A 13,023-nucleotide genomic window follows, 5' to 3' on the forward strand; every position below is an offset into this window, starting at 1 on the left:
TATGATTTTAATTCACATAAATAATGTCCCGCAGCCATTAACTGAACCGACGTCGCTCGCGGCTGTGGTTCTTGCGCAAGATATCGCCCTCGATTCGGTCGCTATCGTGCTCAATGCAGAGGTGGTTCCGCGTAATCGTTGGCAGTCTATTCTTTGCCAACATGAAGATAAATTGGAACTTTTTTCTGCAGTGGCGGGAGGATAGTATGTTAAAGATTGCCGATGTGGAATTTGAATCACGGTTATTTACCGGAACGGGAAAATTCAGCAATAGCCAAGTGATGCTTGAGGCGATAACGGCTTCAAAATCGCAGTTAGTGACAGTTGCGATGAAAAGAATTGATTTTAAAATGGAACTTGATGATTTACTCACGCCGTTACGTCAAGCGGGTGTCCGGCTATTGCCTAACACTTCGGGGGCAAGAAACGCCAAGGAGGCGGTGTTTGCGGCTGAGCTTGCCCGTGAAATGCTGGGAACTCATTGGATTAAGCTCGAAATCCACCCCGATCCTAAGTACCTGATGCCCGATGCGATTGAAACCTTAGCCGCGGCTAAAATCCTCTGTGATAAAGGCTTTATCGTGATGCCCTACGTGCATGCCGATCCTGTGCTGTGCCGCCGCTTAGAAGAGGTAGGCTGCGCTGCGGTTATGCCACTGGCGAGTCCGATTGGCAGTAATCAGGGTTTAGTCACTGAAAGCTTTTTAAAAATCATTATAGAGCAGGCGCGGGTGCCAGTGGTGATCGATGCCGGTATTGGCGCGCCTTCGCAGGCTGCGCGGGCAATGGAGCTGGGCGCCGATGCAGTGCTCGTTAACACAGCTATCGCCAGCAGCGCGTCGCCGATAGTGATGGCCGAGTGCTTTAAAGAGGCGGTGCAATGTGGCAGACGGGCCTTTGAAGCAGGGCTTGGACGAGTACAAACGGGCGCCGTACACACCAGTCCTCTGACGGGATTTTTAAACCAATGAGTTTTGTAGCGGAATTTGCCAAGATCCCACGGGATAAACTGTTACTCGATTTGTATTCTTGCACAGCCCAAGATGTCGAACGGGCGTTAGTGACTCCAGCAGGGGATTTGCGCAGCTTACTGGCCTTGTTATCACCTGCGGCAGAGCCTTATATCGAAACCATGGCGCAGCACTCTGCGGCGCTTACGCGGCAGCGATTTGGCGCGAATCTGGGCATGTATTTACCGCTATATGTCTCGAATCTGTGCGCTAATGAATGTGATTACTGTGGTTTTAGCATGAGTAACAAACTCAAACGCAAGACCTTGAATGAACAGGAGTTGATGGCTGAAATAGCTATTATCAAAGGCAGAGGTTTTGATTCTATTTTACTGGTGTCGGGTGAGCATGAAACTAAGGTTGGTATCGATTATTTCACGCAAATGTTGCCGCTGGTAAAGCAGCAATTTAGCCATGTGGCGATGGAGGTCCAGCCCATGAGTGAGGATCATTATCGCCAGTTAGTCGCGCTAGGTTTAGATGCTGTGATGATTTATCAGGAGACCTATCAACCCGAGACTTATGCTCGTCACCATTCGCGAGGTAAAAAAATGGATTTTGCCTATCGTTTAGCAACACCTGACAGAGTTGCGGCGGCGGGCGTTGATAAAATTGGTCTTGGGGTATTACTGGGGCTGGATGATTGGCGTTTAGATGCGTTAATGATGGGATATCATCTCGACTATTTAGAGCGGCGCTATTGGCGCACCCGCTTTAGTATCTCGCTACCAAGGTTAAGGCCTTGTACTGGCGGGATCACCCCAAAAGTCATGCTATCGGATCTAGGTTTAGTGCAAATGATTTGTGCATTTAGACTTTTTAATCATCAGCTTGATATCAGTATGTCGACAAGGGAAAGCCCTGAGCTGAGGGATAATCTTTTGCCACTTGGAATTACTCAAATCAGTGCGGGTAGTTCGACACAACCGGGCGGCTATCAAGCACCCGACAGTCAACTCGATCAATTTGAGATAAGCGATGATCGCAGCGTCGAGCAAGTGATTAAACAGATGCAATTGCAGGGTTTTAATCCGGTATTTAAAGATTGGGAAGCTAATTGGATCACTAAATAGAACAGACAGTAAATTAAGGCCGAGAATGCGGATAAAACCTGTACTTTTGTAAGCCATTGGTTAATAATTAACCCATTAATCACAGCGTGCAGGAATACCGTTATGCAAATCCAATCTGCTTATTCATCCGGTCTGCAAGGCTTGCAAAGTGCGCAATCTGGGCTCACTCAAGCAACAATAGATGTGGCTAAACCGACACCGACGCAAAGTGCATCTCCGGCAGAGCCTGCCAGAGATGTTGCCCAGCCCGATAAAACCTCGGCATTATTGGCGGCAAATGAGTCATTAAGACAAGGTGAAGCCTCTACAGAGGTGATTGAAACTGATTCAGAAACGATAGGTTCGATCATTAACATTAAGGTGTAAACATCATGTCAGTAGTGGCGCTATCACCTAAGGTTGGAGCGCCATCCTCTTCATTTTCGGCACATGATAAGACGCTAAGCACTGATTTAAGCCAAAGTCACAGTCAAAGCAAGACTCACGCTAATAGCACTTATCAAGGAGTCAGCACTCAAGCAGGCTCCGCAAAACTTGAAGCGAGTGGTGCCTATGAACCACATTTAACTGGAACCTCAACCGCTCCGGTTAAAGCTGCGGCTATTGCTCCATTAGTAACTTACGTTTCTCAATCTTTCCACTCATCACCGAATGTATCTTTTAATGCAAGTTCTTCGGCTGCTAGTTCATTGCAATCGAGCGCTCAAACATTTTCTGCAATGCCTGCAGCTATATCATCAACGCCTTTATTCAGCGATACAAATACCGCGACACCCATAAGTTCAAATGTCGCAGGTATTGATGCTTTAAAAGCGCCGCTTGCAATTGCGGATGTTACGCCTGTACTACCACCAGCGTTCAATGGCGCAAGTCAAGCACTAAAGGCCAATCCTTTTGCTGAATCAAGGCCGCAGATTACTCTTCCTGAAGCCAATGCTCCTCAAACAAATGTTGCTCAAGTCAATGGGTTAAAAGATCGGGCAAGTTTGCATGCTGATGCCAGTTTTAGCTTGTTAACGGGGCCAAGGTCCATTTCTGGTATGCGTGGGAGACAAATTGCTACACCTGTGTCGACTCCAGCATTGTCATCAATCACGAGTACTATAGGAACTAGCCTTGGAGCAAACGCCTTATCTACAACAAGTCCGAGTCTTAGTGTCACGAGCAGTATTGCCGCTGATATTTTTACGCCTACGAGTTCTTCAATTGGCACGAGTAGCACAGATCTTCCCGCTTTTAATCCATCGAGTACGGGCAGTGTTTCTCCAATAACGCCTGATTTAGCCGCAGTGTTTGGGCCACAAACTGTCTTTACTGGAGCTGCGTTAGTTGACTCCTCCACGTCTTTAGATAATAGCTCTGTAAATAACAGTTCTGGAAATTCTGGAAATTCTGGAAATATAAGTAGTAGTAATAGTTCAGCAGCGAGTACAGTGACTGTTGAGCAGTCAAACGCTGCAAAAGCAGTAGATCAATCCGCTCGCAATGAAGTGGCTCAACCGACAGTGTTGGAACAATTTACTCAGGTTTTCGGTGACGCTAAGGCTCAAGTCAGTCAGGTAGAAGATCCTGCTATAGCGTCTAACCCCGATGATCGCCAGCAAGCCTTAGCCGCTGTTTTTGCTAAAAATGATAATCAGCTTGAAAAGCAAGCACAGGAAGAAGCGTCGCAGAAACAGCAAGCTGTGGCAGCAGAACAAGCAAAGCAACAACAGTCACAAGCGCAATCACAGGCACAGCAATCTCAGGAACAAGAGACACAAGCCCAAGAAAAAGCGCAGGCACAGCAGCAACAACAGCTTGATTCACTTAAAGCCAGAGATTCTGAGGTTAAAGCCCATGAACATGCCCATGCCACGGTCGGCGGGCAATACGCTCAGAGTCCGAGTTTTAAGTATGAGAAGGGTGCCGATGGCCAACGTTATGCCACCGATGGTGAAGTGCAGATTGATGTTTCTGCTGTCGGAGGCGATCCACTCGCAACGATAAACAAAATGAAACAAGTGTACGCGGCGGCAATGGCTCCGGTTGATCCTTCTTCTGCGGATATTCGCGTTGCCGCTGAAGCCTTGCAAAAAATGAATGAAGCTAAAGTGATGCTGGCAGAGGAGCGACAACAACAAATTGTTGACTTGCAAACGACTCAAACATTAATAGACGCAGATGCACAAATCAAAGAGTTGCCATCGTTAGAAAAACATACACCTGTAGTGACGGGAGACGTTGATGAGTCAGGTAATATTGCTCAGCCCCAAAGTGTCGTCTCAACACCAGTCTCAGATGCAGTCGACAAGCTCATTCAAAGGATTGAAGCGCAGACGGCCAAAACTGCTGCGACGACTGACACAAGTTCTGGTATTAGTTCGGAAACTCAGTCTAATACCTCGAGTACTAGCGGCTCAGTCAATACGTCAACGACAGTGGAAACCATTGAGCCGCCGACTGCAACCTTAGCATTTGGAGAAGCATCAAGTACTGTGAATTTAGCTACCCGTTTTATTCCAAGACCCGATAGCACTGCAAGTCGTTATTATGCAGCGGTTGCACAAGCCAGTATTGGGCCTTCAGTCCGCGTTGACGTAACGCCGCAAGCCGATATGCAGCCTTCTAATCTCGCCCCTGTAAATGAGCTGTCTAATCATGCGCAATCCGCTACTGTTCTGCCAATTCTGGCCGCAAAAGATACCAGCAAGATAAACGCGCCGCCATCAAGTTTCAGTGCAAGTGAAAATCGAAGTGCGTCACTGCAGAGTGTGTCAAGTGCTGAAGATAATGCATCGCAAGGAGCAGGATTGATCCAGCCGCAATACTTGGGCAAGCACCCAGCGCGCTATGTTGATTTTAGTGTGTAAGTTTAAGCTTTAACAATTCCCATGATTTGGTTTCATGCTATTAGTTGCTGTTCGTCGGTTCAATTCCATGTTGTTGTAAAATCAAAGAGGCAAGCAGTTTGGATGCTGGTCCTTGTTGATCCCTATTGGGGATCACTAGGCTCAACATGATGCGGCGTTTTTGACTGCCATCAAGATGTAAACGCACTAACTTGCCGGAAGCTAATTCCTCTTGGACTAAGAAAGAGGGGACCCAACAGAAGCCAATACCTTGGTTAAGAATGACTTTTGCCTCGTGGAAGTTAGAGACTGTCCAGCGCTGCTCAGCTTTGAGCCAGCCGATATCAATATTGGATTGCACGCCAGTATCTTTGATCACTAACTGTAAATACTGTGCCAGTAGTTTATCGTCTTCAATTGTGCCTAAGTCTGCGAGTGGGTGACTTGGATGACAGACGAGGAAGAGTTCTTGTTCACATAAGGGTTCGGATAAATACCCTTTAGGCGGTACCCCTGCACAGATTGCAATATCGACTTTACCCTGCAGAATGAGCTCTTGGGTGCCAGTGATCACAGAATCCAGCATGATGATGCGTGTGCCACGGCTGTGGGGTAGAAATGCATTGAGGGCACACACTAAACTTTCCATCGGATAGATAATTTCGCGGGCAAGCGTGAGTGTAGGTTCCCACCCTTGTTCGAGGTTACTCGCGAGCTGTTCTAACTCATTGACGGCTTGGGTGACATGCCGTGAGCGGCGCAGCAGTACTTCGCCTTGCTGGGTGAGATAGGCTTTACGGCCTTTGACTTCGAGTAGTTCTATACCTAACTGATGCTGTAATTTGGCAACGGCATGGTTAAGTGACGATTGACTCTTGTTGAGTCTTTCGGCCGCTTGGGCATAGCCGCCATAATCGACCACAGCTTGCAAAATACGCCATTGTTCTAAGGTAGATTTAGCTCGAGTCATTATAATCTCAAAAAAACGATAGATTGAGGCTTATAGTGGCCACTTCTTACGACTTTTTCAATTAAATATCATAGAGTCAGTCATTCTCACGACATACTGCTAGCTATGTCGCGCTAAGTGATTGAGGGGATAGAGAGGCAAATCATGACGATTTGCTGTGTTTGCGCCCGACCGAGTCACAAACACATCCTAAGTATTAACACTTAAAACGCACAAGATCCTGTGGACTCGAAAGCTTGATTGCCAGAATTACTAGCATGTTCCGAATCGCTATCTGAGAGTCTTTGGATCAGCGAAGCGCTATCAACGGGCGCACCAATGATGGCACTCAATTGTTCACTTAGGTTTAAAGCGTCTTCATTGATGACTAACAAATTGAATAATTGAAGTTTGTCTTGGCAGCTTAATGTGGCTTGATCAATCAGCTTCGCTAACGATGCTTGCCAGAGTGATTGGTAGTAGAGTGGCCCTTCGTTGGCGATAGCATTAAAGCTGTAGGGATAATCCTTGGTTTGCGGCCAATCTTGGCCAAAGCTGGCATTAAACTCTGCACCGATATCAGGATAGACTTGTGAATTTGCGTCTTGGTAAAAGTTAACTGCAACCTTAGCTCGAAAAACTTTGAGCTGTTTCGAATAAGCTTTAGCTAATGTTTCACGCTCGTGTAAATAATCTTGTTCAAACTGCGGAAAGAGTTGATGGCGCAGCACTTCAGCTAACCAGAGACTCGCTACAAAATAGCTATCCTGACTCTGCCCCATGGCATTGTTGAGGTAGAAATGGCTCGCTTTAGCAAGGGACGCCACTGCTTCTGCGATGGATTCGGTTAACTGTTCAATGTCTTTGTAGTTACTCAGCTGCGGCTTAAGATCCAACGCCTGTTGTCCAAATTGCTGGCCGAGTACACTTTGGCGCAATGTCTGCTGTTGACTACTTTGCTGTGGATTTTGGTTGTACGCCACATAGATTTCACCCAGCAATCTTTGCTGGTGGTAGACCCTGACAATATGCGGCCGATTAGGAGCGGTTGGTGTTTTCTCGGCGTTGGCGGTTGCTATGGTCTCAAACTGTAAACCAAACACTTGCAGATAAGTAAAGCTGCGACTCAAGAGGTCTGAGGTCTGCCATGTGGGGCCTTTGGCTGATGCTTGTTGTGACAGTGTACGTCCAATATCCCAGGGAGCCACTTGCAAATCTTGGGTTTGGCTATCAAGAAAGGCTTTGACTAAGGTAGGGGACGATAACTGCTGCGAACTAAGCGCTAAGGCGCTGTAATCGGTAAAGCCTGCAGCAGTGGCGGCTTGTTGGCGCTGCTCAGCAATTCGCTGTAATGCCGTTTGATTGGTTTCACTGGCTCTGGCTTGGTAGGCCTGCCATACATTTTGGCGACATACGGCGTTTTCTTGCGCTAGTAAGTAACTGGCGATAGTGCCAGAAAAGTCGCTCTGCTTTGAACTGTCGGGCTTCGGCTCATCACTTCTATCACCTTTTTTATGCAGATGATGTTGTTGCTGAGTCGCTTCGGGTTGGCATTGGCTGTCATTGAAGGCAAGACTAAATTGTTGACTGCCTAACCCTTGGCCTATGCTGGCTTGTGCAGTATGTAATTTCGCTTTCTCCTCGGCGCGCCAATGTTGTTGTAGCAATTGTTTAAGCTGTTGGCTCAGTAGTATTTGTTCTGCATTACCTTGGGCTAAGGCGTAAGCCAGTTGGCTAAATTCTGTTTGGCTGAGAAGTTGCGACAGGGTGTCGGCGAGGTGTAGCTGGCATTGCAGTAGACCCTCGCGTTCCTCACTTGGTAAGTTAAACCCACGGTAATAGTTGAGTCTATCGTTAATATTATTGAGTCCTATCGTCTGTTGCTCAAAAATAAGCGCCTGCTGAGCCAAGGTTAATTGTGCTGTTGTTAAGCGTGCGTTGGCGAAGGCAGATGCAAGCTCAATGTTTGGCAAACGCAGACATTGCTCCACTAAGAGGGGGACAGGACTTGGCGCCGCGTAGGCGGCATTTGTAGCATAAAGGCTCAAGCCAAGCAGGCTAACCAGTAAAGTGGGTTTTAACATGGGTTATGTGTTCTGCATTTGTGATGGAATGAGTTAACTTTGGCTTAGTATCTAATTGAGCTAGCTTCAAGTCATTGTTATGCATGAAACCCTGTTCCGTTATCGATGTCAACGGTAAGGGTGAGAGTCGCAAATGTATTGCTATTCAGGAAGGAGTCACAATGAGCGGCTGAACACTTCTATATTCCAGATAAACGAGAGGAATAGTGATCTTTCGGCAATTGATATCAGCCATTACCCACTCGAACATTGAGGACGCTATGGCTGATATTTGCTGGCTTCAGACTGAAAAGGTCAGGTTAAATCTTGATTAGGTTGATTTTTCACTGCGATAATCGTGGCACGTTTGGGCGCAGGATAACCTTCAACTGTTTTGGTGATATCGTTAGGATCTAAGTATTCAACCAGTGACTCGTTGGGCATCCAGTCTGTACGGCGTTGCTCAGCAAGGGCGGTGACATCGGTATCGACACAACGTATGTCGGTAAAATCACACTTCTTTAACCAGAGCATGAGCGCGGCAACTGACGGAATGAACCATACATTATTCATTTTGCCATATCTATCCTGAGGCACGAGTACGGCGTTTTCGTCGCCATCTATCACTAACGTTTCTAACACTAGCTCACCACCGGTGCGCAACTGATCACGCAGTTGTAGCAAGTGATCGATAGGAGAGCGTCTGTGATACAAAACGCCCATGGAAAAAACGGTGTCGAATGCATCGAGCGGTGGCAACTCTTCAATGCCAAGGGGCAACAAGTGCACGGGATGATGTGTACCCGCTAACCGTTTTACCGCTTCAAACTGACATAAAAACAACGGTGAAGGATCGATACCGACGACACGTTTGGCACCTGAGCCCAACATGCGCCACATGTGATAACCACTGCCGCAACCGACATCGAGCACAGTACGGTTTTTCAGCGGTGAAATATGTTGCTTTACGCGATCCCATTTCCAGTCACTGCGCCATTCGGTATCGATATGGATACCGTGAATGTGGAAGGGGCCTTTACGCCATGGCATAAATAGGCGCAGTAGGTTTTCTAACTTCTCTTTTTCGCCTGGGCTCAGTTGCTCGCCACTACCGACGGTCACGCTATCGATAAAATCCACTTGGTCGGGAGCAGGATAGTGCAGCTTGTTGAGCACTTTTTCCCACTTTGGCAAGTTGCCGTGTTTATGTTCCCGTTGCCACTTACCTAAAATGCTCGGCAGGGTTTCGAGCCAATGCTGTAGATTTGAATCGGCGATTTGTTGGTAAAACGAGCTAAAGCTGATCACTTGATGGCCACCATAGAAGCAAAATTAAAGCATTGGAACCAGAGACTAAAGTGACTGAAGCCTTGGCTGGTTAGGCGTTGTTGATGCGTGGTTAAGGTGTCAGGCTTCATGACATTTTCCAGCGCACTGCGTTTTTGGCTGATCTCGAGTTCGCTGTAGCCATTAGCGCGTTTAAAGTCTAAATGTTGCTCTTCCAATAGGGTTTGGATCGGGGCATCTTCGAAGCGAATTTTTTCTGACAGCACTAATATCCCACCGGGGTTTAGGCCCTGATAAATCTTGGCTATCAGGGTTTCTCTGTCTTCTGGCGGTAAAAATTGCAAGGTGAAATTGAGTACCACCAGTGAGGCATTTTGAATATCGATATCGCGAATATCACCGCAAATCAGATCGACGTCAGTATCGCTAACATAGGCATTCAGGTTTTCTTGGCAGCGGGCAACCATAGATTCACTGTTATCCACGGCGATAATGCGACATTGGCGACCTTGGATTTGGCGACGAATACTTAAGGTCGCGGCACCGAGTGAGCAACCCAAATCGTAAATTTGAGTATTTGGCATGACGAAACGATCTGCAAAATCGCCTATGGTATTGATAATTTGCGTATATCCAGGCACAGAGCGGCGGATCATGTCACTGAAGACGCCTGCTACACGGTTATCAAACTGGAAATCGCTAATATGCTCGCTCGCTTGAGCGTAGATAGTGTCTTGAGAAACGTTCATCTGTGATTTTTCATGGGAATTCAACTCGGCATTTTAACGAATCCCATTGATTAGCAGCAAGTCTCATACTGGTAATTTGCGATAAATTTTTGTCTAATACGCCATAGATAACAAAATCGTTACATGTACATCAAGTACTAAGGGCTCAACTTGAAGTTTGTGATCCACTTAATTGTGATCTTGTGCAGCTGTTTTTTGAGCATAACAGGGCAGGCAAGCCCATTGCCCGATGAGCCATTAATCCTCGTTATGGGTGAAGATAGTTTTCCCTATCAATATGTCGACAACGATGGTGAACCGACCGGACTACTGGTCGATTTATGGAAAGAATGGGCGAAACAAAGCCATACCCAAGTGATTTTTGTGGCGCGCCACTGGCACGAGTCCCTTGACCAACTGCGGCAAGGTAAGGCGCAAGTGCATATCGGCATGGGGAAAACCACTGAGCGTGAGCAAGAGTTCGACTTTGCTGTGCCCATCGCCGATGTGGGGACTTTTTTGTATTTGCATAAATCCCTGCAGGGTAAAAAGTCCATTAAAGAACTGATCCCCTTTCAAATTGGTGTGGTATCGGCTTCGTCTCACGAAGCGGAATTGCACCGTATCGAACCTCAGCTTGTGTTTAAACGCTACGAAAGTCGTGAGAAATTACTCGCTGGGGTCGCCGCTGGCGAGATTATGGTGTTTGCGGGCTTAGAAGGTTATTTGAAAGATCCCGCTTCATCCCAAGAGATTGCCGCGAATTATCCCAATACGGCGCGTATCCAAATTAAGGCGATGCAATTTGTTCCTGCGGTCAAAAAAGGCAATCTTGATTTGGTCGATAGGATCAATAAAGGTTTCACCGCGCTCGATGCACACTTTATCCAGCAAACGGAGCGACGATGGCTTGGTTATCAACGTCAACAAGCTGGGATTGTTATTTCCATGCAACTGGGCGTCGAGCCTTTTGTGGACTTAGGTGTTGATGGCTTACCCCATGGCTTGTATGTAGATATGTGGCAGCTTTGGTCTGAGAAAACCGGTATCGCCGTTGATTATATTTCTGGCGATATGAACTCCAGCGTGGATGATGTTCGCCGTGGTCTTGCCGATGCCCATATTGGTTATCCTGAGAGCGAGGATGTCAAAACGGGGCTTAGTCGGGCTTGGCATTTATATACGGTTAAGAGTCGACTCTTTCTCTATCAGCAACAGTTAACCGATTTAGACAGCTTAAAAGGCAAACGTATCGGGGTGGTGCCGACGGCGCCTTATCTCGTAGAGTTACGTAAAGCCTTACCCCAAGTGGCATTGCGCTATTACGACAATATGGATGCTATGGTCGCGGGCGCGAGATCGGGTGAGATTGTCGGCTTTGTGGCTTCGGGTGCATGGACATCCCATTATTTGCTGCTCAATAAAGGCTGGTCTGACTTTAGTCAGTATCCCGAACTCGAATTTAGCACCAACATCTATGTGTTGACCCGCAGTGATGATCCGGGCCTGACGCAGCGGATTGCTAATGGCTTTAATAATATTAGCAATCAAGAATTTGCCGATATTGAAAATAAATGGATGCTCAATCCAAAAGATCATGTTTTTATCCAAGCTGAGCGCCATGTCAGTTTAAGTCCCGCTGAGCAGGCCTATGTGGAAAGTGTCGGCGAACTCAAAGTCGGTTATCTAAAGCAGTGGCCACCGATGGAATTTATGGATGAACAGGGTGAGTTTGCGGGGATCAACAGCGATATCGTCAAATTACTCAAGGAACAGCTCAAACTTAAGCTCACGCCCGTTGGCTTTGATGATTGGCATTCGTTAATCGAGGCGTTGCAAAAGGGCGAGGTGAGTTTAGCTGGCAGTGTCGCCCAAACGGCGGAGCGCCAGCAGCGTTTAGCGTTTAGTGAGGCTTATTGGCCATCGCCGTGGGCCTTAGTGTCGCAGCTAGAACAAGTCTCGGTATTCAATATTGCCCAGCTCGCAGGGCAAAGAGTGGCTGTGGTCGAAGGCTATCATTTGGTGGCACAATTGATGAGTCTGGAACCTTCACTCAAGTTAGTGATAGTGCCAAACACGCAGGCGGGATTGGCGACGGTGACGAATGGCAATGCGGATGTGTTTATCGATAAAGTAGTGACGTTGGCTTCTGAGCTTAAAACCAGCCACTATCCGACACTGAAAATGTCGCTGCTGAGCGATCTTGCCGATCAACATAGCCATATTGGTGTTTATCCTCAGTTTGCGCCGCTGGTGCCGCTGATTAACAAAGCCTTGGCTTTGGTTGATGCTCAACATCAACAAAAAATATATACGCGCTGGGTATCATTTACAGTGGCGACAGAAAGCGCTAACTATCTGCAATGGCTGCGTTATATCGTATTTGGCGTAATAGTCTTATGCTCAGTGATGGTGGCGGTGTTGTTCGTGAATCGCCGCTTAAATCGTGAGATCACCCAGCGATTAGTTGCTGAAAAACGTTTGCAGCATGTGGCGAACCACGATGCTTTGACTCAGTTACCGAACCGCGCCTTACTCGATGACAGATTAGCGCAAGCTTTGCTGTCCCATCAGCGCGAGCAAGCACACTTTTCCTTGCTATTCATCGATTTGGATGGCTTTAAACAGATTAATGATCAACATGGTCACCCGATTGGCGATGAATTGCTGGTACAAGTTGCCCAAAAGTTAACCAAGGTTATCCGTGGCTCAGATACCGTGGCGCGATTTGGCGGCGATGAGTTTGTTATCCTGTTAAATCGTGTGCAAGATCTCGATGCAGCAACCCAAGTTGCTGATAATATTCTACAGGCACTGTCGAGCCCTTTGCTTATTCAAGGCGTCAGTGTCAGCATAGCGGTTAGTATTGGCGTGGTGATTTATCCCCGCGATGGTGATACCGCAATAGGTTTATTGAAAAAAGCCGATCAGCTGATGTACCAAGCAAAAAGTTGCGGCGGGCGTTGTTATCGCTCAGCTTGATGTTTTTTTGAACGCTCATGCTCAGATAGTGCGTTCGCCTCTAGTCAAGGGCGTAAAACTGTTTGATACTTCACCGCCTAAGTGTGAAGTACTTTGGTAA

The 13,023-nt window shown here is 47.2% G+C and carries 10 protein-coding genes; 6 read left to right on the forward strand and 4 right to left on the reverse strand.

Translation table 11 applies throughout. From position 1 onward, the window contains the following. Nucleotide 1 precedes the first annotated feature (1 nt). The 5 genes from thiS to K5Q99_RS01895 all read left to right on the forward strand — a co-directional run bounded on the left by thiS (nt 2) and on the right by K5Q99_RS01895 (nt 4,935). The gene (gene thiS, locus K5Q99_RS01875; RefSeq protein WP_220775858.1) at nt 2-205 is read left to right on the forward strand and encodes a sulfur carrier protein ThiS; all 204 of its coding nucleotides are present in this window, start codon (nt 2-4) and stop codon (nt 203-205) included. A gap of 1 nt (nt 206) precedes the next feature. Continuing rightward, nucleotides 207-971 carry a thiazole synthase gene (locus tag K5Q99_RS01880; RefSeq protein WP_220775859.1) on the forward strand — a complete coding sequence of 255 codons (765 nt, stop codon included), beginning with the start codon at nt 207-209 and terminating at the stop codon, nt 969-971. Further along, entirely contained in the window at nt 968-2,083 is a 1,116-nt protein-coding gene (gene thiH / locus K5Q99_RS01885) for a 2-iminoacetate synthase ThiH (protein ID WP_220775860.1), read from the forward strand. Before K5Q99_RS01880 ends, thiH begins: the two co-directional genes overlap by 4 nt. 102 nt (nt 2,084-2,185) lie before the next feature. Continuing rightward, on the forward strand, nt 2,186-2,449 hold the full coding sequence (locus K5Q99_RS01890) for a chemotaxis protein (protein WP_113940374.1): 264 nt from the start codon (nt 2,186-2,188) through the stop codon (nt 2,447-2,449). Nucleotides 2,450-2,454: 5 nt separating this feature from the next. Then, nucleotides 2,455-4,935, forward strand: coding sequence for a putative metalloprotease CJM1_0395 family protein (locus tag K5Q99_RS01895; protein WP_220775861.1), 2,481 nt, complete (start codon nt 2,455-2,457; stop codon nt 4,933-4,935). 40 nt (nt 4,936-4,975) lie between these two features. On the opposite strand, the gene K5Q99_RS01900 is transcribed toward K5Q99_RS01895, so the two are convergent. From K5Q99_RS01900 to cmoA, 4 genes are all read right to left on the reverse strand, one after another. Further along, on the reverse strand, nt 4,976-5,884 hold the full coding sequence (locus K5Q99_RS01900) for a LysR family transcriptional regulator (RefSeq protein ID WP_220775862.1): 909 nt from the start codon (nt 5,882-5,884) through the stop codon (nt 4,976-4,978). Nucleotides 5,885-6,087: 203 nt separating this feature from the next. Next, nucleotides 6,088-7,947 carry a M3 family metallopeptidase gene (locus tag K5Q99_RS01905; RefSeq protein ID WP_220775863.1) on the reverse strand — a complete coding sequence of 620 codons (1,860 nt, stop codon included), beginning with the start codon at nt 7,945-7,947 and terminating at the stop codon, nt 6,088-6,090. A gap of 294 nt (nt 7,948-8,241) precedes the next feature. Beyond that, entirely contained in the window at nt 8,242-9,234 is a 993-nt protein-coding gene (gene cmoB, locus K5Q99_RS01910; RefSeq protein ID WP_220775864.1) for a tRNA 5-methoxyuridine(34)/uridine 5-oxyacetic acid(34) synthase CmoB, read from the reverse strand. Next, a complete protein-coding gene (gene cmoA / locus K5Q99_RS01915) occupies nt 9,231-9,962 on the reverse strand; it encodes a carboxy-S-adenosyl-L-methionine synthase CmoA (RefSeq protein WP_220590329.1) in 732 nt (243 codons plus the stop codon). Before cmoA ends, cmoB begins: the two co-directional genes overlap by 4 nt. A 150-nt stretch (nt 9,963-10,112) precedes the next feature. Here cmoA and K5Q99_RS01920 point away from each other — a divergent pair, with 150 nt between their 5' ends. Continuing rightward, nucleotides 10,113-12,923, forward strand: a complete 2,811-nt coding sequence (locus K5Q99_RS01920) for a diguanylate cyclase domain-containing protein (protein ID WP_220775865.1) — start codon at nt 10,113-10,115, stop codon at nt 12,921-12,923. The last annotated feature ends 100 nt before the right edge of the window (nt 12,924-13,023 follow it).

This window comes from Shewanella hafniensis, from assembly GCF_019655335.1.
In the GTDB taxonomy this organism is placed as follows: Bacteria; Pseudomonadota; Gammaproteobacteria; order Enterobacterales; family Shewanellaceae; genus Shewanella; species Shewanella hafniensis.

Coding starts and splice junctions, on each gene's coding strand:
- thiS (WP_220775858.1), top strand. CDS start 2: ATGATTTTAATTCACATAAATAATGTCCCGCAGCCATTAACTGAACCG.
- K5Q99_RS01880 (WP_220775859.1), top strand. CDS start 207: ATGTTAAAGATTGCCGATGTGGAATTTGAATCACGGTTATTTACCGGA.
- thiH (WP_220775860.1), top strand. CDS start 968: ATGAGTTTTGTAGCGGAATTTGCCAAGATCCCACGGGATAAACTGTTA.
- K5Q99_RS01890 (WP_113940374.1), top strand. CDS start 2,186: ATGCAAATCCAATCTGCTTATTCATCCGGTCTGCAAGGCTTGCAAAGT.
- K5Q99_RS01895 (WP_220775861.1), top strand. CDS start 2,455: ATGTCAGTAGTGGCGCTATCACCTAAGGTTGGAGCGCCATCCTCTTCA.
- K5Q99_RS01900 (WP_220775862.1), bottom strand. CDS start 5,884: ATGACTCGAGCTAAATCTACCTTAGAACAATGGCGTATTTTGCAAGCT.
- K5Q99_RS01905 (WP_220775863.1), bottom strand. CDS start 7,947: ATGTTAAAACCCACTTTACTGGTTAGCCTGCTTGGCTTGAGCCTTTAT.
- cmoA (WP_220590329.1), bottom strand. CDS start 9,962: ATGAACGTTTCTCAAGACACTATCTACGCTCAAGCGAGCGAGCATATT.